A 20,974-nucleotide genomic window follows, 5' to 3' on the forward strand; every position below is an offset into this window, starting at 1 on the left:
TTATGTAGTAGTTTTATAGGGCTTTTGAAAGCGCTTAGATAGTTATTAAAGGGAGGTTAAACAAATGGAAAGTGTAACATGGAATAAAACACCTACACCGCTGTTTCGATTAGTTTTTGCAGCTATTTTGGGAGTAGGTACGGCAGTAGCTCCTCTCGTATTACTTGGTTTTGGTCTTATTCAGTTTAATATTATTCGACTTGTTGGAGAGGAAAATGTAACCGCTGTTTATGGTATGGTTGCTGGGATTGGTGGACTTGCGATTGTATTTTTAGGTCCTTTAGGCGGAGTCATCGCTGATAAGACTCGCTTGAAGTTTGGTAGAAGAAGATTTTGGATGGTTGCGGGAAGTATCGGTGGAGCGCTATCCATGCTTTACTAACATATGCCCCATCAATACCTGTTCTAGTAGTAGGTTTCTGCTTAGTTCAATTCTTTTATGGAATGGTTTCTCTTTCTTGCTTTGCCATCGTACCTGAACAAGTGGAACCTGAAAAATTTGGTCGTGTATCTGGACTGATTGGTGCAGCGGCTCCTGCATTCGTTATGTCAGGTCAAATGATCATGGGTGTGTTTGCAGATTCAACAGTCCAACAGAAATTAGTAGCAATAGCCATTATTCAGTTAATTGGTGGAATTGCAGCAGCTCTACTTGTAAAAGATAACTACTTTGCTGGTACAGCGCAAGCTTCAAAGAATACACCAATTTGGAAGCGACTACAAAACTTCTATCCTAGTTATAAAAAGCACCCAACATTCACTTGGGCATTACTAACAAAACTATTTATTAACGTTTCAAATGCTGGATTATCACTATTAACTCTGTTCTATATTGCTAGATTCCATCTTGGGGAAGCAGATATCTTTAAATTAATGGCTTATACGGCACCTTCCATTATGCTAATGGTGGTGGCGGGAATTCTTGGAGGCTTCCTTTCTGATAAGGTCAAGAAACAAAAACCTTTTGTTATGGGGGCAGCGTTAGTAACAGGTGTGTGTCTTGTTGCATTTGCATTCTCTAAAGATATCATATGGGTCATTGTTGGTAACTTTATCTTCAACTTTGGATTTGGTATGTACGGAGCAGTTGATAATGCACTAGTTAACCGTATCCTGCCGTCAAAAATGGATACGGGAAAAGACTTGTCTATTATGAATGTTACCGTCCAGCTTTCTTCAGCATTAGTAAACTTTGCAGCACCTGCAGTAATTGCATTAGGGGTCTTATGGTTTGGTGGTGACGGTTATACTTTATTCTTCTTAATACTTGCTGGGTTCTCTGTACTATCTGCATTAGCTGTTATTCCAATTCCAGAAATGGGAGCGCCTATTAAAGGAAAAGACGATTCAGAAGAAATTCCTTATGAAAAGATAGGATAATAGGTAAACAATATAGAAAAAAGTATGGGTTCGGTTTTTCAATCGGGCCCATTATTCTGTTAAACAAATAAGGAGGAATTATCGTTATGTTAATGGAAAAAATCAGACTATGGGAAAATTGTGATCATGTATACTTACAAACTTATATTCACGAAAATTCATTAGAATTACAAACGGACAAAACACGTCCCGCTATCATTATCTGTCCTGGTGGTGGATATTTAGGAACATCCGACCGTGAGGCAGAACCCGTTGCATTACGCTTTGCATCTCAAGGCTATCATACATTTGTTTTACGCTATACTACTTATTTTAAGGAATGGGTTAAGGATTTTAATAATCTACCGGCTCCGAATGAACAGTCTGCTTACCCTCAACCATTATTCGATTTAGCACAAGCCATTTTAATGATTAAAGAACATGCTTCTAAATGGTTAGTAAACACTGAAAAAATTGCTGTTTGTGGATTCTCTGCAGGAGCGCATTTAGCTGCTAGTTTGGGAGTTCAATGGAATAGTGCACTTTTAACAGAAAAATTTAGTGTTGAAAGTGACGTCTTTAGGCCTAGCGCTGTTATTCTCGGATATCCCCTAGTAGACTATCAGCTTATGAAGGAAAAAGTAGACACAGATGCAGATTCATTCGCTAAAGGGTTTTGGGATATTTCGAGTAAAGCTGTTTTTGGAACGGCCACTCCTACAGAAGAGCAGCTTATTGAAGTTAGTCCCGTGAACTACGTTTCTCCTCAGACTCCGCCAACTTTCATTTGGCACACAGCAGATGATTCACTCGTTTATGCTGAAAATGCTCTAAGATTTGCAACAGCACTCGCGCAAAAGAAGGTTCCTTATGAACTGCATGTCTTTGAAAGCGGAGTACATGGATTATCTCTTTGTGATGAAACAACGGCAAATAATCCAAGTCATTTAAATGAAGACTGCAAGATATGGTTCGATCTTGCGGCTAGGTGGTTGAAGAAACAATTGTAAGTTCGTATGAAGACTGTTATTAGGGCCAACTAGATAAGAAGTGGTCGTCATAGAGGAAATGAAGACTGTTATTAAAGTGAATCTAGAAAGAAGCGGTCTTCATAGTGGGTATGAAGACCGTTATTGAAGTGAATCTAGTAAGAAACGGTTATCATAGAGGAAATGAAGACCACTAATGAAGTGAATATAATAAGAAATGGTCTTTATCCCCTTAATTCTTAGCCTCCTCAGTAAGTTTGTTCATCTTCACTTTCCTTAATCAAATCCTCTATTTTTGTCCTTTATCGTTTCAGCAATCCTTCTCCAATTTCATTTAGAACAAATAACGGCTATTTTAATGTCAAAAAGGGGAAAGCGCAAATTTAAAAAATCTTATATCATAAAAATAATGAAACGCTTTCAAACAATCAATATGGTGGAAACGCCCTGAGATAAGGATGGGATATATGAAAAAGTCAGCAGTCATTTTTGATTTAGATGGGGTTATTGTCTCTACAGATGAATATCATTTCGAAGCTTGGAAACAAATTAGCGATCAGGAAGAGATTCCTTTTAATCGAGAGATAAACGAAAAATTACGAGGCGTAAGCCGAATGGAAAGTCTCGACATCATTTTGAACCATACAACTAAGAGTTATTGCGAAACTGAAAAGCTCCTTCTAGCTGAACGAAAAAACGAAACATATCGTGAACTCTTAAACCATCTATCTGCTAAAGATATTTTGCCGGGTGTAAGGGAACTTATTCTGAATCTAAAAGGTAGAGAAATCCAAATAGCGATCGGTTCCTCAAGTAAAAATACACCTTTTATCTTAGAAAAAATCGGAATGGCTTCAAGCTTTGATGCGATTGCAGATGGAAATGCGATTAAAAATAGTAAACCAGATCCAGAGGTTTTCTTGCTAGCAGCTGAAAGGCTTGGCGTACGACCGGAAGAATGTATCGTTATGGAGGATGCAGAAGCAGGGATTGAAGCTGCGATTGCTGCAGGAATGAAGGCAGTAGGAATTGGCGCAGCTGCGACCTGTCCTAACGCACATATCTGTGTAGAGGATTTAACTAAGCTCAATATTGAACAATTATTGGAGAGATAAGGAGAGCAAACGATGATACAAATGGAAAGTAAATACGCTCATTTAAAAAACAAACCGTTTTTTTTATCAGATAAAGATATCAGTTGGATTGAACAAACCCTCCAGTCCATGAGTTTACGTGAGAAAGTTGGCCAACTATTCTGTCCGATTGGCAGCTCCGATCAGGAAGAAGAGTTAACTAGATTTATCGAAGAATTCAAGCCAGGTGGGATCATGTATCGTCCGAACGAGGGAGCGAAAATGCAGGAAACCCACCGACTTTTACAGAGTCTTTCTCCTATTCCTTTGTTAATTTCCGCTAATTTAGAAGCGGGAGGAAACGGTATTGCAACCGATGGAACGTACTTTGGGAAGCAGTTACAGGTGGCAGCCACGGACAATGTGGACATGGCTTATAAGTTGGGGGTAGTTGCCGGTCGCGAAGGAAGAGCAGTAGGTTGTAACTGGGCATTTGCACCAATCGTTGATATTGATATGAACTATCAAAATCCGATTACCAATGTAAGAACATTTGGTTCTGATCCTGTAAGAGTGACGAATATGGGAAAAGCCTATATGGAAGGTTTGATTAAAAGTGGTGTAGCAGCCGCTGTTAAGCATTTTCCAGGGGATGGAGTAGATGATCGAGATCACCATCTTTTATCTTCTGTGAATTCACTATCACCAGAAGAGTGGGACCAAACATTTGGAATGGTATATAAAGAAATGATTGAGGCTGATGCAAAATCGATTATGATAGGTCATATCAAACTACCACATTATTCTAGAAAACTCGTTCCAACCATTCAAGACGAAGAGATTATGCCAGCCACTTTAGCTCCAGAGCTGTTAAATGATTTGTTGAGAAAACAATTAGGCTTTAATGGACTAATCATTACAGATGCGACTCCAATGCTTGGTTTCACTGTTTCGGAAAAAAGAGAAATTGCTGTACCAAAAGCCATTGCGTCAGGCTGTGATATGTTCCTCTTTAATCGTGATATTAGAGAAGATTATGAGTTTATGATGAAGGGAATTGAAACGGGTATTCTTTCAGTCGAAAGAGTAGATGAAGCCGTAACGAGAATATTAGCTTTAAAGTTGTCTATAGGTTTACACAATCAAAAAGTTGATGGAACACTTGTACCCGGTCAAGAAGCATTATCTGTACTACAGAGTGAGGAGCATAAGAAGTGGGCAAGCGAATGTGCTGACCAGTCGGTAACGTTAGTAAAGGACACACAGAAATTATTACCGATTAGCCCTAAACAATATAAACGGATCAGATTAAATATTTTAGGTGACCAAAGTGGCGGCTTGAAAGAAGGCGCTTCTGTAACTCATTCCTTTTTAGAAGCTCTTCAAAAAGAAGGATTTGAAGTCGATCTTTTCGATAATAGCAAGGTGAACTTTAAAGAATTACTCATGAGTGTTCATGATCTAAAAGAAAAATATGACCTTGTTTTATATGTAGCGAATTTAGAAACGGCAAGTAATCAAACAACTGTTAGAATCAATTGGATGCAGCCTTTAAATGCAAATGCTCCATGGTTTGTAAACGAAATTCCTATCATGTTTATATCTGTAGCCAACCCTTATCACCTTCAGGATGTACCGATGGTAAAAACGTATATTAATGCGTATTCGTCTAATGAGTTTGTCGTCAAGGCAGTGATCGATAAAATTACTGGAAGATCAGAATTCAAAGGCAAGAGTCCCGTAGATGCGTTTTGTGGAAAATGGGATACTAGATTATAAAAAGAAAGAGTACTAGTTAAAAGGAGACTCTAACATGAAAATCATAAATTTAAAAACGAACCGTATAACAAACCCTTTGGGATTTGATCTAGGAAAACCAAGACTATCTTTTATCACCTGTGAAACAGAAGCAAAAAAGCAAACAGCTGCACAAATTCAGGTGGCTTTAGATCCTCATTTTTCTAACATCGTGTTCGATAGTGGGAAAAGTGAAGAAATAGACAGTCTTGCTTTTGAACTACCAATCGAACTACAACCGAATACACGCTATTTTTGGCGCGTGACCGTATGGGCGGATAATGGGGATATGGCAACTAGCGATCCTGCCTGGTTTGAGACAGCCAAGGGGGAGGAGCCGTGGAAGGCAAGTTGGATTACACCAGAGCTTGATAAGAGTATAGAGCCTGTACTAATGAAAGATTTTATGATTGAAAAAGAAATTGAATCTGCTCGAGCATATGTATGTGGGTTAGGTTTATATGAAATGGAGATCAACGGTGACAAGGTCGGGAATGAATATTTAACTCCCCATTTTAATGCTTATCATAAATGGCTGCAATATCAAACCTATGACATTACAGAGTATATTAAAACAGGACAAAACAATGTTGAAGTGATGCTAGGAAGTGGTCTTTATAAAGGAAGATTTGGTTTTGATGGAGGAACCTCTGAAATCTATGGAGATAAGTATGCTCTCCTATGTGAAATGGTCTTTTACTTTAAAGATGGAACAAGTCAACTTATATCTACAGATAACACTTGGGCAGCGAGAAAAAGTAATATTTTAGAAAGCAGTATTTATGATGGTGAGGTGTATGATGCCACTTTTGATGATCGTACAACCTATACCGTCCAAGAAATTGATTTAGGGTTTGAACGATTAAAAGCAAGATTAAGCTTACCTGTTGTGATAAAGGAAACGATTCAACCAATCGAGATTATTTCCACACCTGCGGGTGAGACCGTGTTAGATATGGGGCAAAACATGGTGGGTTGGATTCAATTTAACAATAGGACTCCTAAGGGTTCAGAAATTACGTTAGAGTATGGGGAGCTTCTTCAGGAAGGTAATTTCTATCGTGAAAATTTGCGTACAGCTCAAGCGAAGTTTACGTATATATCCGATGGAGAAGAAACGGTTGTTAGACCACACTTCACTTTCTACGGTTTCAGGTACGTAAAAGTGTCGGGATGGCAGGGAGAATTGAATTCTGATGATTTTACAGGTTGTGTTTTGTATTCAGATATGGATGAAACAGGGCATATTGAAACGAGTAATCCATTAGTGAACCGATTATTTTTGAATGCCTTATGGGGACAAAAAGGGAACTTTTTAGATGTGCCAACCGATTGTCCGCAAAGAGATGAACGGATGGGTTGGACGGGGGATGCACAAGTCTTTTCAGGGACGGCCTGTTTTAATATGGATTCGTATGCTTTTTTCAGCAAATATGGATATGATCTTTGGAAGGAACAAGAAGACAAAGCAGGCATGGTTCCAATGGTGGTACCAGCTACAAATATTAATGGTGGCGGTTCAAGTGCTTGGGGTGATGCAGCTACTATTATTCCTTGGAATGTGTACCTTCATTATGGTGATAAAGCCATATTAGAGCAACAATTTGATAGCATGAAAGCTTGGGTTGATTATATTAAAAGAGCAGATGAGGAATCAGGCTCAAAGAGACTGTGTACAACAGGCTTCCATTTCGGTGATTGGCTTGCTTTAGACGGGGAAAACCCTAATTTTCCTACCGGTGGAACAGAGGTGAGCTTTATCTCATCTGCTTATTATTGCTATTCCGCAGGTTTAGTCGCAAAAGCAGCGAAAGTACTTGGAATGGAGGATGTGTCGAACGAATACGAAAACCTGTCAAATGAGGTAAGAACCGCAATCCAGGACGAGTACTTCACAAGAAATGGTCGACTCGCATTAAATACGCAAACGGCACTAATTGTAGCATTATTTATGGAGTTAGTTCCTGAAGAGTTTGCCGATAGAATCGCCAATGATTTACGTGCGAAGTTAAAGAATGATGGTAATCATTTAAAGACGGGCTTTGTGGGAACTCCATATTTGTGCAGAGTATTATCTGAAAATGAAAGCAATGACGTAGCGTATACGTTGTTACTAAATAAAGATTATCCAAGTTGGTTATATGCAGTGACAATGGGAGCAACAACCATTTGGGAGCGCTGGAATTCTGTATTGCCGGATGGAACAATAAGTGGGACCGATATGAATTCTCTAAATCACTATGCATACGGTTCGATAGTTGAATGGATGTTTAGAAATATGGCTGGTATCAATCCAGTAGAAGAACAGCCAGGATTCCGCCATATTCAATTAGCTCCACAACCAAACAGCAGAATCAATCAGGTAAAGGCTAGTTTGAATTCTGCCTCTGGTTTATATGAAAGCCAATGGTCAATAGATGAGGAAGGAAACCTGGACTTTGCATTCACAATTCCATTTAATGCAACAGCCACACTTGTCTTACCAGATGCATTACTACAAACCGTAAAGATTAATGGTCAATTATTAGGTGAGACTGGATTATCCGCACACCAATTGAATGAGAATGTGCAGGTAGAGCTGGAAAGCGGAGTATGGGAAGTAAGGTATACTCCAACGAAAGCTTATATCGAAAGCTACAGCACAGAATTTGCCTTGACCGAGTTACTCCACAACGAAGAGGCAAAAAACATTTTAGTAGAAAAGGCATCACAGATATCTCAATTACCTGAGGATTTGATAGGAAAAGTGGGACATTTGTCTTTAAGAGAAGTAGCAAACAAACCATTCTTACCGTTACCTAAGGAAGTCTTGGATGAACTAGATGAGTTATTAGGTAAGGTTAAAGTGAGTTATAAGTAAATGAAGAATAAGCAGACCACATATAGTGTCTGCTTATTTCATTTTAATTTTCTTTTACCTCTGATAAATTTACTTTCTCCGGCCGAATCCAAAAGGTCCCCGAAACTAAGAAAACCCCACTAACCAAAAACACAGACATAATTCCAACCGAGGCACCGATTACCCCAAATAAAAGAGGAGCAATCAGCTGTGATAAGCGATTTGTGGTTAGTCGTAGCCCGAGAACTTCTCCGGTCCTTGACTTAGGAGAAGCATTATACGTCGTTGTCATGGAGAGAGGTTGACCACAACCCAAGCCCAACCCCATAAGGGAGCTCAAAATGCCCATAAAAATCACATTCTCTGAAAAAGGCATTAGCAGAAAGGAGATTCCAGCAACAATGATAGAAGTAAGAAGAACCCTGTCTCTACCGATTACTTCAATTAATTTTGGTAGAAACACCCTTACAACAATCATCGCTAATCCTTGGACAGCTATAATGATTCCAATAGTAGAGTCGGACATATGGAAGATTTTCGCATACAAAGGAAAATAGGCAATAAAAATATCTCTTGAGTACAATACTAGGGCACTTGAAAATAAGGCTTTTTGTAATAATGGATTTTGTAATAGCTTAATAGAAGAAAGCATTCCATAATGATTTGCAGAACCTTGCCTTTTCATGACTGGCAGGAAAAAAGTAAAAATCACTGGTACGATTCCAATAAGAATGGAAAGAAGAAAAGAAAACGAATATGAAATATGCTCCGTAACAAATCCACCGATGATAGGCCCGATTAATGCACCGGTTGCAACTGCCATGCCAAGCATACTAAAGTAGTGATCACGATTCTCCTTTGTTGCACTATTTCCAAGAACATTTTGTAAGGAAACAGGGATAAATACACTACCAATTCCTACAAAAAACTGGCTCACAAACAAGGCCCACATGCTTGGGAAAGAAAATGGAATAGCCATCCCCACAATAATGGAAAATAACCCGATAAAAACAGGAATGCGATCTCCAAGTTTATCCGCTAATTTACCGGCTTGAATCGCAAAAATGAGCGGAAATAAGGCAAAGGCTGCCGTAAGGATACCTATTTCAAGAGGAGAAGCTCCAAGCTCTGATGCATATAACGTGATGACAGGTCTTGTCATATTAATAATCGTCTGAAACCCTAATGTAATGATAAATACAATTCTTACAACCAACCCAATCACCTCAATCTGAAAAACGTCACTGTGGTCTAAGACATACTCTAAGTATACTGTTCATTTGACAGAGTAAAAATTAGGAAAATCCTATCAAGGATGATAATTAAAATGAATCCACTTTACTCCTGTCTTAAAAATGTGTACACAATCGTAAAAATAGCTCTCTATCGCTGAATGGTAGATAGGGAGTAAGATAATTTTATAGGAGACCGGTCCCTCCATAATTGAAAGCGCTTAAAAAACCTGAAAGGAAGTGCTGTGTTGAAAAAATCCCGTCTTTCTAGAATAGGGAGAAAATCACTGTCCGTATTGCTTGTTACTTCGCTAACCGCGAGTCTCGTTGGATTTAAAGTTCCAGAGAAAAAAGCAGAAGAGAAAATCATATTTAAAAATCAGGTTGGTGGTGTATTTGATGGAATGCCATTGTTTGATGGTGTCCCTGACCATCTAGATGAATATGTGGATGCTTATTTTGAATATACAGGTCTAGAAGGACCGGCCGTCTATGCAACTGGTTCAAGAAACCATTACACCTTACAGCGTGGAGCCAATAAAGGCAAGGTGATCCCTGGTGCTCTATCAGCTGCAGATAATGTTCAAGGGGTTTCAACGGATTTCCCTGCGTTGGTAGGAATGGGGCAAACTTGGAATAAAGAACTTCTTACGGACATTGGTAAAGTAGTAGGAAGTGAAAAAATTAGTACATTAAAAGTGAAGCAAGGGGAGTCGAATATACACGGTGGAACAGATCCTTCTGCGACTGTTGCCTTTACGGTTGTGAGCGATATGCGAATTAATCCGTTAAGCGGTCGATTTGACGAAGGGTTTTCTGAAGATGTTCACATGGCTTCTACGATGATTGATAATATGGCAGCAGGTCTTAGTGGGACGGATCAGGAAAAGAGTGAAGATGGATTTTGGATGCGTGCCGCTGTTGGGACGAAGCATTACTCCGTATATAATGCACAATGGTTCCGTCAAACGGCTAATAATAGTGCTGGTGCTAGATCTATTTTCGAATATCAGACAAAAAGTCCTTTGAAAGCACTAAGCTCTGGTTCTGTTGCAGGGGTCATGACTTCATTTGGACGTACGAATGGAATTCCGAATATCCTTTCACCTTACCAAATTCATGCGAATAATCATTCTAAATACGGTGTTTACAGCTCTCCAGATTTTAATGGAGATGCCCACGTTTTTGGAGCAAATGCGCAAGGCAATGGTTATGATACGCAATATGCAACGGATCGAACGACTGCAACTATCTTAATGATTTTAGCTGATGCGAATGCCGGTCGTCCTGGGCCAAATCCTCAAAATGCTTTAGACGATGTGGCAGCTGTAGTTGATGCAGTTGAAGCAGGGAAATACGGTGTGACAAAAGAGGATTTAATCGATGCAGCTCGTCCGCATGTGAATCAAATGGTTCGAGGGGGTATTTTTAATGAAGTAGATGAGAACGGAATTCCTAAGAACTATCCGTTTGCTCAAGAGGCGAAAGATGTTAGGGAAGAACTAGCTACATATAGTGATCCTGAACATCAAGATGTTGCATTAAGGGCTGCTCAAGAAAGTATCGTCCTTCTAAAGAATGATGGGGCACTCCCACTAGAGAAAAACAAGAAGGCGTCCGTTTCTGGAGTGTATGCAGATTCAAGGTTTAAAACCACATACTCAGCAAGAACGACACCGAATATAGACAACTCTGGAATCTCACCACTATTAGCCATTATCAAGGCGAATGGTTCCAATAATGTTTCCTACGATCCGGCGATAGAAGTGGTTGCATTAAAATCAAAGCTGAATGGGCAGACAGTTACAGCCGACGAAAATGCAGCAGATGTAACAAAGGGTTCTCAGCTTGTAACTACAACTGAACCATTAGATGTGAATAACCCTGCTCATTTATTTGAAGTGTATGATTGGGGCCAAAAAGGGTATAGCTTACGTTCAGTATTAAACGGAAAATGGGTGACGTCACCTACAGCTGCTAATGCATCTGTTGAAAATTCAAATCCAACGGCATTAAACTTAACCAATAATGACTGGGATCTTGCCCAAATGTTAGGAAATACAAGTGCGATTCCACCAACCATCCGATTGGAGGAAAATGCAGATCAGACGGTTTCCCTTGTGGCGAGTGGATACAGAACTGGATTCTCAGGTGATTTCACGAATTGGTATTATTCCAACGGACGAGTGATTACCACTGGCTCTGATGGAAAATTGAAGACTGCGGCATCAACGATTGGAAATGCTGAAAATGTAACCAATCGAAATGATGATGTGAAATTTGAACAAACAGTCGTAAAAGAAGTAGGAGTTGAAGCGGTCAATCGTGCGAAAACGGATGACTATGCTGTTGTATTTGTAGGAGCTATTCCACGTCATAGTGCGGGGGAAGGCAATGATCGCTCTGACTTAAATATGGGAGAGGCAGATTACGAATTGGTTGAAAAAGTATCGGCTGCTTTTGCTGCGGAAGGGAAAAAGACAGTTGTGGTTGTAAAATCTAGCTTCCCGGTCGGAATGGAGCCAATTCAAAATAACCCGAACGTTTCAGCCATTGTTTATCAACCATATGGAGGTCAGTACGATTCACATGCATTAGCTCAAGTATTATATGGGGACTATGCTCCAACGGGACGACTTTCTTCAACATGGTATGCAGATATGTCTACATTCCCAGAAATCAGTAAGTATTCTATTCCTGAAGGAAATACAACTATTGCATTGGTTGACATTGATCCAAGATTTAAGTTGGATATGACAAATGCCGATCCAATTGAACAAGAATTAACCTACATGTATACAAAGGCTCCTGTCACATACCCATTTGGTTACGGCCTATCTTATAGTAACTTTACGTATAGTGACTTTAAAGCACCAAAGATGGCTTCTGATGGTTCTCCTTTTGAAGTAACAGTTCAAGTGAAGAATGAAGGAACGGTAAATACTTCTGAAGTCGTTCAGCTATACGGAAAAAATAATAAATCTGCTTATGGGGAATATGCCCCTCAAAAGCAACTCGTGGCTTTTGAGAAGGTATCCTTACAAGCTGGTGAGACAAAGAAAGTTACACTCAAGGTCGATCCAAAAGATTTAGCTGTTTGGGATGTAAATGCCGGGGATTTCCTTGTAGAGGAAGGAAACTATGTATTGATGATAGGATCTTCTTCTGAAGATGTTAAAGCAGAAAGTACCATTGCCATTGATGGAGAATCACTTGCGGCTTTACCAACAAATAAGCCATTTAATGTGTTCGACCACTCTTTTGCATCAAATGAAGTTGTTTATCATGAAGTCTCCAAAGCAAGAACAGCCGAAAGTTTAAAAGCAGAAAAGGTTGTTGGAGAATATCATGCTGTTCGATCGAAACAAAATGGTTCATGGGTAGCTCTACCAAAAGTAGTACTAACAGGTTCAAAACAAGTAACGGCTAGTGTTGCTTCCGATGTGACAGGAGGAAAAATTACTTTGCATTCAGGTTCTGTTACTAGCGAACCTGTTGCTGAAATTGAAGTACCGAAAACAGAAAAGAACACATACACCATCGAGAATGCAGGGGTGACCGTAAACGAGTTGGGATACACAGATGTGACTGTTGATCTAAAAGGAAAATTGCCGAAGGGTCAAAACACGGTATATGTCGTATTCCATTCACCAGATCTTCGAATTGATAGTTTATCTTTTGAAGGTGATAAACCCAAAAAGAAATAAATCACAAGAAGGGTCACAACCAGTCGATTAGACGGTTGTGGTCTTTTTTTAGTATGACCTAAAAAAAGCAGACATCAACCAAAAAGATAGCGTTTTCAAAATATTATAAAACTTAGTAAAATGAAAGTACTGAAAAAGTGAATTTTATCTCCTTCTGTTCTTCTTCAATAAACAATCTAGTAGATGTCCTCCAACGTAAACTTGACTATCTAGAAATCTATTTAACCCGTATATATTCAATCTCTGTAAATATTTGATGGATAAGGAGTTGAAGAATGTAATGGTTAAGGCTTCCATTTTTGAACTTGAGTGTAAGGCATTGACAGAAAAGGAACTTACTCAAAGAAAACAGTCACTTCTACTTAGTCTCCGCATGCTTGATCGTGAAGCGTTTCTACAAAAAATAGAGGAATTTAATTGTTCCATGATAGAGCGGAAATTAGACCCAGAAGTAGTAAAAGGGAAGATGCTAAGACTTATTTACCTAAGTATGGAAGTAGCTAAAGAAAGTCTTTGGAATAAAGGATATTTGCCACATCAGGAAGTTGCCAATCTACACTCAACGATAGAGCTATGCTATTGGTTTCAACAGCAGATGCATCAAATTTTGCAATGGGTAAAGAACAATCAGATTAAGCCTAAACATATCGCCATTGAGCGTGCCCTCCGTTTTATTCATTTGAATTACGAGACAGAACTTAGCCTTCAAGAAGTGGCAGAGCATTCTAACATGAGTAGCACCTATTTTAGTGTGTTATTTAAGGAACAAATGGGAGAGTCCTACATAAAGTACGTCACAAAATTGAGGATTGAACAGGCAAAGAAATTGCTAAAGAATGGAGCGAAAGTAAACGAAGTTAGTGAAAAAGTGGGTTATTATAATTATCGCCACTTCTCTGTGTTATTTAAAAAACATGTTGGAATGACACCCGGCAAGTATCGAGATAGACAATCAAAAGCCTAGTAACTAGATAAATAGAGCTGTTCAATAGTAACAGCTCTAAAAAAATTATTATTCATTAACCATTTTTTGTTGCTTATGCAAATTGTGTTTCGTACCCCAATCATGCATGGCTCTTAATATGGGCTCTAAGCTTTTCCCATAATCCGTTATGGAGTACTCCACCTTTGGCGGAACCTGTGGATAAACGACACGTTGCACAATGTCTTCCTCTTCTAAATCACGTAACTGATTAGTTAGCATCTTCTGGGTGATTCCAGGCATATTTCTCTTTAACTCGCTAAATCGTTGAGTTCCTTTTGTTAAAAGATGTAATAAGATAATGGGTTTCCATTTCCCCGTTAAAATTCCTAAAGCATCGTCGACACGACATAATTCAGGCTTTATTTCCAATCTCAATTCCTCCTTTAGGTAAAAATTAACTGGCTATGTGAAGGTGATTGCTAAAGTGATAGTATACATTTTGATACTATACCACTTTTAAGTGCGTACTTAACAATCATTTGACTCTGATTATAATAATTATAGTTAGGTTAGTTAGTGTTACTAGCCTGGCAAAGAAGTCAATAAAGGAGAGAATGTAAATGAATGTTTTAGTAGTAAAAGCAAATAACCGCCCTGCTTCTGAGGCGATTTCTAGTAAGATGTACGAAACGTTTATGACGGAGTTAGAAGGGAAAGACGTAAACGTTACTACTTATGATGTGTTTGAAGAGGATACACCATATTTTGGTCAAGACCTTTTTGATGCATTTGGTAAGGTTCAAAATGGTGGAGAACTAACTGACGTTGAATCACGTTTGTTAGCTGCAAAACAAAAAGCAATGGATGCACTTTCAAGCGCAGATGTTGTTGTGTTTGCGTTTCCGTTATGGAATTTAACGATCCCTGCAAAATTACAAACGTTTATTGATTATGTATACGCAGCAGGCTTCGCATTTAAATATGATGCTTCTGGTAACCTAGTAAGCTTAATGCCAGAAAAGAAGGCCATATTCCTAAATGCACGCGGAGGGGTTTATTCAGCGCCTGAAGCAGCACCGATGGAAATGGCTGTGAACTATATGCGTAATGTTTTTGGTGGAGTGTTTGGAATGCAAATCATTGATGAAGTGATTATCGAAGGACATAATGCGATGCCAGATAAAGCACAAGAAATCATTGCTGCAGGTTTAGAAGAAGTAAAAGCATCTGCACGCCGTGTAGTTGAGTTAGCAGTCAAAGCATAAATAGATTAAGTAAGGCCCTTGCGATAAAACGCAAGGGTTTTTTAATATCTTAAAATATGAAAAACCTACTATATCTTTTAGAGAATTATGATTAAGTCCATATAATTGGCAATGATAGGACGGAAAAAAGTTAGGTTGCTTGAAGAAATTGACATAAAGAAGAAATTACTTTTAGAAATAGCTTCTGAGCTAGAATTAACAAATGAAAAAGTTGTTACCTGCAGCCAAGAGTTAGATGTGTTAATAAATTTATTCTATAAAATAGATCATTCTCCAGCCATATGTCTAACAGACCAAATCATAAATTGGGGGAAGTGCAGTGACCATGTTTGAATCTATTCCAAAAACAGTTGATAACAATGACCGGATTTCCCAGGAATATTAGCTTTATGAAATGGAAAGTGATTTAAAGAAAGCATTAGTAAGAGAAGAATTCATCCTTAACTATCAACCGAGAGTGGATACATATACAGGGGAAATTAAAGGAGCAGAAGCGCTTATCCGATGGAATCATCCTATATGGGGAGTAATTTCTCCAATGGAATTTATCCCTTTGGCAGAAGAGAGCGGTTTGATAGATGAAATGAGTGTATGGATTCTCCAAAAAGTTTGCAGCTTGCTTATAAAATGGGAAGGAACAGGAGTTAAAAGAGTCCCTATTTCCATTAACCTATCTGCAAAAACATTGAAGAGGGCGGATTTTATTCCAATAGTTTTAAAATATTTACAAAAATATCAAGTAAGCCCTAGTTTATTAGAAATAGAGATTACAGAGAATTCCATGCTTGAGATGGATGCGTCTGTTTTCTCCAATATTGATTCGCTAAAAGATTTAGGAATATCTATTTCGATTGACGATTTTGGTACAGGATTTACTTCCATCAGTCATCTGAAAAAGCTTAAGGTTCAGTTTTTAAAAATTGATAAGTCTTTTATAAAAAATATAATAGAAAACGAAGAAGATTCCATCATAGTAGAATGCATTCATTTACTGGCAAAAGGGTTTAATTTAAAGGTCGTTGCGGAGGGTGTTGAAACGATTGAACAGTGGGAAATGTTAAAAAAAATGAATTGTCACTTTATTCAAGGTTACTTATTTAGTAAACCATTGGAAGAAAAGCAGTTTGTAAATTTTATTTCAAATGGTAAGAACATTCCTGCTTTTGCTAGATGATTAACCTAGATTTACCATTTAAATGATTCAAAAAGACGACGATATACTTAATAAATAAACCATCGATAATGGCAAACTTATTGAAAAATAAGGACGCAAAGCTACGGGTCTAAAGCTAGGTTCAGCAATGATCGCCGGGTTTCCGAAAGGGTTGGAATAATAAGATAGGAGGCAGTCTACCCTATTCTATTAGAGCTCACCAATCTTTTTGGTGAGCTTTTTTGCACCTATTAAGTTAGAAACAATATGCTTTGGGTCTATCTCTTATAGAGATTAAATACTTCATAAGGAGGTAGAGAAAATGGGATTAGTAATAGAAAAGGAAGAACAGGGGACAACAACTGTTTTTAAATTTAAAGGGATTTTAGATATATCGACTGCGAATGTTATTGATCCACTACTAGAAGAAACTCAGGGTATCAATACCTTAATTTTTGACTTTAGTGATTTAGATTTTATTGATTCTACAGGTATAGGTTCAATAATAAACTCTATTTATTTGTCACAGGAAAATAATTTTCAACTTAAACTTTTAGGAATGAATGAACTAACTCACCAAATATTTGAAACTGTAGGAGTGTATCGTATTTTAGATACGATACAAAGGGAGGTTGTTTAATGTATTTTGATAGCCTCACATACAATTATCCTACTAAAACGGATGACAAACAAAATGTCTTTGATAAGTCTTTACAAAGAGAAATAAATTTAGCAAGAAATATTCAGTCTCAACTTCTTAATGGAAAAACTCCTACCTTTGAAGGTGGGGAAGTATCAGGTTCATCTCTTCCTGCTCGACTAATCGGTGGTGATTATTATGATTTTTATCTTTTAGTTAATGGAAACATTCGGATTGTTATCGGTGATGTAATGGGGAAAGGGATACCGGCTGCCATGTTAATGATATTAACTAGAGGCGCTTTTCGGAGTGCTGCTGAAAGTACTCAAGGTCCTGGTGAAACATTAACGGCTATGAACCAAGCGCTCTATGAAGATCTAAGAACATTAAAGTCATTTGTCACTCTTTTTTGTGCAGATTGGAACCCTAAAACAGGAATATTAACGTACGCCAATGCGGGGCATAATCTCCCTCTTTATATTAAGGGGAAAAGCAATAATATTGAGGAACTACCAAATGTAAAAGGAATTATGGTTGGGGGACTACCAAATCAAGTGTATAAAGAAAATAATGTATATCTTGAAGAATTAGATACAATCTTTTTCTATACAGATGGAATTATTGAAGCCCAAAATGATACGGGTGAACGATATAAATTGGAAAGGCTAATTCAAACATTGATACAAAACAAAGATCTAGGGGTAGGAGAACTTGAGAAATGTGTCATGAAATCAATAGAGCAATTTACAGAGGGCGTTCCTCAAAAAGATGATATCACAATGGTTTTATTAAAAATAAGCCAACAAAAGGCTGATATTACCAGCCTAAATTCCCCTGTTATTGGTTAGGAGGGATTCTTTCATGCAAAGTATATTATCAAAAGGGAATAGCATAAACGAAGCGATACATGTTGGTCTTGAGATACTAGATACAACGAGGGATAAAGTAAATATTGAGATTATTGAGCAGGGCACAAAAGGAATATTGGGCATAGGATCAAAAAAGTCAGTCGTAAAGTTAACAAAGGTTTTAACTTCTTCCACACCTGAAATTGAAGATCTTTTAAATGAAATGATTGAAGAAGAAAGTTTTGAAGAAGAAGAGAATTCGAAAAACATATTATATGAAGACCATACGAAACAGGTTGAATTAGATCCACTTCAAGGAAAGGTTTGGATATCGAATGGAAGAATAAATTTCAAAGCATCAGCAAATCATTTTCCTACAATTACTATTCAACCTGGAATTAAATTGTATAGAAATAATTTACTTGTTAATGAGAAAACGGCGGTCATTTCTGATTTGGATCTATACGACATCGAAGGGGAAAATGTTGAGTCCGAAACGAAATGGAAAGTAACACTTGATAATCAAAAGTTAAAAGCTCAGTTATCTATAGAACCAGGTTATCGCATTATTCGGACAATCCCAGATATTGAACCAAATAATCATCTAGATGTATCAGCTATTGAGAAAAAAGAGGTAAATAATACACTAACTTTTCCAGAGGTTATGCAAAAACTTGAAGAAATGGGTGTTAAACAGGGGATTAACAAAGGCCAAATTCAAAAAGCAATTGATGCATTGGTTCCTTCAACGTTTGAGATTGCTTCGGGGCTTGCCCCTAAAGAAGGAACTGATGGTTGGGTTGAACTGAAAGTCGATGTAGAGATGCAGAAGGGGCCGAAGGAAAAAGAAGATGGTAGGGTGGATTTTCGTGAAACCATTACAATTCCAAATGTTGAGAGAGGACAGGTAATTGGAATCATACATCAACATACACCAGGAGAGCCAGGATATACAGTAACAGATGAACCCATTCCTCCGAAACGAGTTTATCCAACTATTTTCATTGCTGGAACAGGGGTAGTGAAAGTGGCTAACAAAATCGTTGCAACGCAATCAGGACGTCCTTTTATAGAACGGAGAGGTCAGTTGCTTCGGGTAAAAATATTCCAGAAACTTACACATAAAGGGAATGTTGACTTATCAAGTGGCAATATCCGCTTTTCTGGAGATGTAGAAATATTTGGTGAAGTTGAAAATAACATGATTGTTGAGGCTGAAGGAGATTTATATGTTCAAAAGACAGTCACAAATGCAATCCTTATTTCCTCAGGAGCTATTCAAGCAAATGGAACCATTATCGGATCGGAAGTATCAGCAGGGAAAAATAATTTACTTGTAACAGAATTAGGGCATCTGCTGGGGATTATCAACAGGAATGTGGAAAATATTATTACCATTATTAAGCAATTAAATCAAACTTCGGCATTTAAATCTAGTGATCTACAAAGTGGTGGGTTACAGCCATTAATCCGTATCCTGTTAGAGAAGAAATTCAAAAGCTTTCCTCCTGTTGTAAAAAAATATATTGAAGCTGTAAGAATAGGAGAAAAGTATTTAGAAAATGAAGATTGGAGATTGATAGGTGTAACTTTATCTCGGTATTTTTTATCAATTTCTAATGAAGTAACCTCACTCGATGATTTAATGCTACTAACTAAGAAAATGAAGAGATTAATTGAACTTGCTGATACACCTGTGGAGCCAGATTCATATATAACGATTCCGAATACTCTCAATAGCAAAATTTATTGTAGTGGAGATATACATGTCTTTGGACAAGGATGTGTAAATACAAAAATACACGCTGGAGGCATATTGAAAATATCCGGTATTATCCGTGGTGGAGAGGTATATGGAAGAATGGGAGTTGAAGTGAATGAATCAGGTGCGGAAAGCGCTTCATCAACACTTATATCGGTTCCTAGTGACAAAAAAATCCAAATTAATAAAGCGATGGAAGGAACAATAATAAAAATAGGTTCGGCTAAATTTGTATTTAAGGATACTCGGTATAACATTCAGGCCTCTCTGGATCATGAGGGAAGAATAGTTTTTAAGTAAGGAAAATTGGGGGTTAACAGAATGATAGAAGTTAAGCTTAGTCCAGATGGAAAAAAACTTACAGTAGATATCATAGGGGATTTAGACATAGATAGTACAGAACTGGTTGAAGAGGATTTAATTCCTACTTTGGAAAAGTATAAAAATATTAACCTAGTTTTTACTGATGTCCCTTTTGTAGATTCCTCGGGTATGGGGCTCCTCTTAACTGTAGTACAAACATTACAAGAAAAAGATATAGAGGTAAGTATTTCAAATGTAAGAAAAGACGTTATGGAGGTTTTTGAAATTCTTCAATTACCTGAAATTCTAGGGGAAAAGGTTTTTGTTTAGTTTTCAACTCCTAATAATGCTTGAGATATTAAATACCTTGAAAGGAGGTGAATAAAACTATGAAAGCAAAATTAACGAGATTTTTAACAATTGCTGCTGTAATCGCTGCTACATTTGGTGCAGTAATCGGTAGACCTTGGTGGTAAAACATTGGAGACTTAGAGGGTTTTATTAAAATCTTCTAAGTCTTTCCAATAATTAAATTGACTATAAGGAGGTTGTTGGAGTGAAATACATTCTTATATTAGCAATTTTACTGACACTTTTAAAAGGGAGAAATCCTCTGACTTTTATAAATAATGTTAAATTTCAATGGCCTCTAGTCATTTTAATTAGTTTTGGTGTCCAAATTGCTTTAGCTATTATTGCAATAGAATCAAAGGAGAAATTTGAATCTATTCTTATATATACATTTATTGGGATTATCGTGGGACTAATAATAAATTATAAAATCCCAGGTGTAATCTGGATCGTAGCGGGGGCTATTTTAAATTTATTAGCACTCCTATTAAATGAAGGATTAATGCCTGTAGATGAAAATGCACTTAAACAAACAGGTCAAGAGGTAACATCATTTGAAACAGATTCGCGTCATCAATTGATGACTGAGACTACAAAATTTTGGATTTTAGGCGACTGGATACCTGTAATAAAATACGTACTAAGTCCTGGAGATCTCTTTGTTGCAATAGGGATCATATTACTTATTTATAAAAATTCCTCAAAGATAAAGACAAAGGTGAGAAAAAATG

18 protein-coding genes and 1 riboswitch are annotated in these 20,974 nt (G+C 37.6%); of the genes, 16 read left to right on the forward strand and 2 right to left on the reverse strand.

Annotated features, from left to right (window positions below):
- The first annotated feature begins 64 nt into the window (after positions 1 to 64).
- The 6 genes from ACQ5H4_RS22100 to ACQ5H4_RS22125 all read left to right on the forward strand — a co-directional run bounded on the left by ACQ5H4_RS22100 (position 65) and on the right by ACQ5H4_RS22125 (position 8,078).
- Entirely contained in the window at positions 65 to 382 is a 318-nt protein-coding gene (locus tag ACQ5H4_RS22100) for a hypothetical protein (protein ID WP_430777047.1), read from the forward strand.
- Positions 334 to 1,380, forward strand: a complete 1,047-nt coding sequence (locus ACQ5H4_RS22105) for an MFS transporter (protein WP_430777048.1) — start codon at positions 334 to 336, stop codon at positions 1,378 to 1,380. The genes ACQ5H4_RS22100 and ACQ5H4_RS22105 overlap by 49 nt, the downstream gene beginning before the upstream one ends.
- Positions 1,381 to 1,466: 86 nt before the next feature.
- Positions 1,467 to 2,369, forward strand: a complete 903-nt coding sequence (locus ACQ5H4_RS22110; protein ID WP_430777049.1) for an alpha/beta hydrolase — start codon at positions 1,467 to 1,469, stop codon at positions 2,367 to 2,369.
- A 446-nt stretch (positions 2,370 to 2,815) separates the two neighbouring features.
- On the forward strand, positions 2,816 to 3,463 hold the full coding sequence (gene pgmB, locus ACQ5H4_RS22115; RefSeq protein WP_430777050.1) for a beta-phosphoglucomutase: 648 nt from the start codon (positions 2,816 to 2,818) through the stop codon (positions 3,461 to 3,463).
- 12 nt (positions 3,464 to 3,475) lie between these two features.
- Positions 3,476 to 5,200 (forward strand): glycoside hydrolase family 3 protein, encoded by a 1,725-nt coding sequence (locus ACQ5H4_RS22120; protein WP_430777051.1) that lies wholly within the window; start codon positions 3,476 to 3,478, stop codon positions 5,198 to 5,200.
- Positions 5,201 to 5,234: 34 nt separating this feature from the next.
- Positions 5,235 to 8,078: an alpha-L-rhamnosidase gene (locus ACQ5H4_RS22125; protein ID WP_430777052.1), complete on the forward strand. Its 2,844-nt coding sequence runs from the start codon at positions 5,235 to 5,237 to the stop codon at positions 8,076 to 8,078.
- Between the two features lie 43 nt (positions 8,079 to 8,121).
- Here ACQ5H4_RS22125 and ACQ5H4_RS22130 read toward each other — a convergent pair whose 3' ends face one another.
- Entirely contained in the window at positions 8,122 to 9,282 is a 1,161-nt protein-coding gene (locus ACQ5H4_RS22130) for an MFS transporter (protein WP_430777053.1), read from the reverse strand.
- A 255-nt stretch (positions 9,283 to 9,537) separates the two neighbouring features.
- Here ACQ5H4_RS22130 and ACQ5H4_RS22135 point away from each other — a divergent pair, with 255 nt between their 5' ends.
- The gene (locus ACQ5H4_RS22135; protein WP_430777054.1) at positions 9,538 to 12,996 is read left to right on the forward strand and encodes a glycoside hydrolase family 3 C-terminal domain-containing protein; all 3,459 of its coding nucleotides are present in this window, start codon (positions 9,538 to 9,540) and stop codon (positions 12,994 to 12,996) included.
- Positions 12,997 to 13,276: 280 nt separating this feature from the next.
- Positions 13,277 to 13,960 carry a helix-turn-helix domain-containing protein gene (locus tag ACQ5H4_RS22140; RefSeq protein WP_430777055.1) on the forward strand — a complete coding sequence of 228 codons (684 nt, stop codon included), beginning with the start codon at positions 13,277 to 13,279 and terminating at the stop codon, positions 13,958 to 13,960.
- A gap of 48 nt (positions 13,961 to 14,008) precedes the next feature.
- On the opposite strand, the gene ACQ5H4_RS22145 is transcribed toward ACQ5H4_RS22140, so the two are convergent.
- Positions 14,009 to 14,350 carry a winged helix-turn-helix transcriptional regulator gene (locus ACQ5H4_RS22145; protein WP_430777056.1) on the reverse strand — a complete coding sequence of 114 codons (342 nt, stop codon included), beginning with the start codon at positions 14,348 to 14,350 and terminating at the stop codon, positions 14,009 to 14,011.
- Between the two features lie 191 nt (positions 14,351 to 14,541).
- On the opposite strand from ACQ5H4_RS22145, the gene ACQ5H4_RS22150 reads away from it, so the two are divergent.
- The 8 genes from ACQ5H4_RS22150 to ACQ5H4_RS22185 all read left to right on the forward strand — a co-directional run.
- Positions 14,542 to 15,186, forward strand: a complete 645-nt coding sequence (locus ACQ5H4_RS22150; RefSeq protein ID WP_430777057.1) for an FMN-dependent NADH-azoreductase — start codon at positions 14,542 to 14,544, stop codon at positions 15,184 to 15,186.
- Between the two features lie 111 nt (positions 15,187 to 15,297).
- Positions 15,298 to 15,519, forward strand: coding sequence for a Spo0E family sporulation regulatory protein-aspartic acid phosphatase (locus ACQ5H4_RS22155; protein ID WP_430777064.1), 222 nt, complete (start codon positions 15,298 to 15,300; stop codon positions 15,517 to 15,519).
- A gap of 61 nt (positions 15,520 to 15,580) precedes the next feature.
- Positions 15,581 to 16,360: a putative bifunctional diguanylate cyclase/phosphodiesterase gene (locus tag ACQ5H4_RS22160; RefSeq protein ID WP_430777058.1), complete on the forward strand. Its 780-nt coding sequence runs from the start codon at positions 15,581 to 15,583 to the stop codon at positions 16,358 to 16,360.
- A gap of 60 nt (positions 16,361 to 16,420) precedes the next feature.
- Positions 16,421 to 16,507, forward strand: a riboswitch (cyclic di-GMP riboswitch).
- 154 nt (positions 16,508 to 16,661) lie between these two features.
- Positions 16,662 to 16,979: an STAS domain-containing protein gene (locus ACQ5H4_RS22165; protein ID WP_430777059.1), complete on the forward strand. Its 318-nt coding sequence runs from the start codon at positions 16,662 to 16,664 to the stop codon at positions 16,977 to 16,979.
- Complete coding sequence (locus tag ACQ5H4_RS22170; RefSeq protein WP_430777060.1) at positions 16,979 to 17,827, forward strand: PP2C family protein-serine/threonine phosphatase; 849 nt, start codon at positions 16,979 to 16,981, stop codon at positions 17,825 to 17,827. The genes ACQ5H4_RS22165 and ACQ5H4_RS22170 overlap by 1 nt, the downstream gene beginning before the upstream one ends.
- 13 nt (positions 17,828 to 17,840) lie before the next feature.
- Positions 17,841 to 19,889: a flagellar assembly protein A gene (locus tag ACQ5H4_RS22175; protein ID WP_430777061.1), complete on the forward strand. Its 2,049-nt coding sequence runs from the start codon at positions 17,841 to 17,843 to the stop codon at positions 19,887 to 19,889.
- Between the two features lie 21 nt (positions 19,890 to 19,910).
- Positions 19,911 to 20,222, forward strand: coding sequence for an STAS domain-containing protein (locus ACQ5H4_RS22180; RefSeq protein WP_430777062.1), 312 nt, complete (start codon positions 19,911 to 19,913; stop codon positions 20,220 to 20,222).
- Positions 20,223 to 20,448: 226 nt separating this feature from the next.
- Positions 20,449 to 20,974: DUF5317 family protein (locus ACQ5H4_RS22185; protein WP_430777063.1), on the forward strand; the 526-nt coding region annotated here is incomplete at its 3' end.

It is taken from the genome of Bacillus coreaensis (genome assembly GCF_050586445.1).
GTDB lineage: Bacteria > Bacillota > Bacilli > Bacillales > Cytobacillaceae > Robertmurraya_A > Robertmurraya_A coreaensis.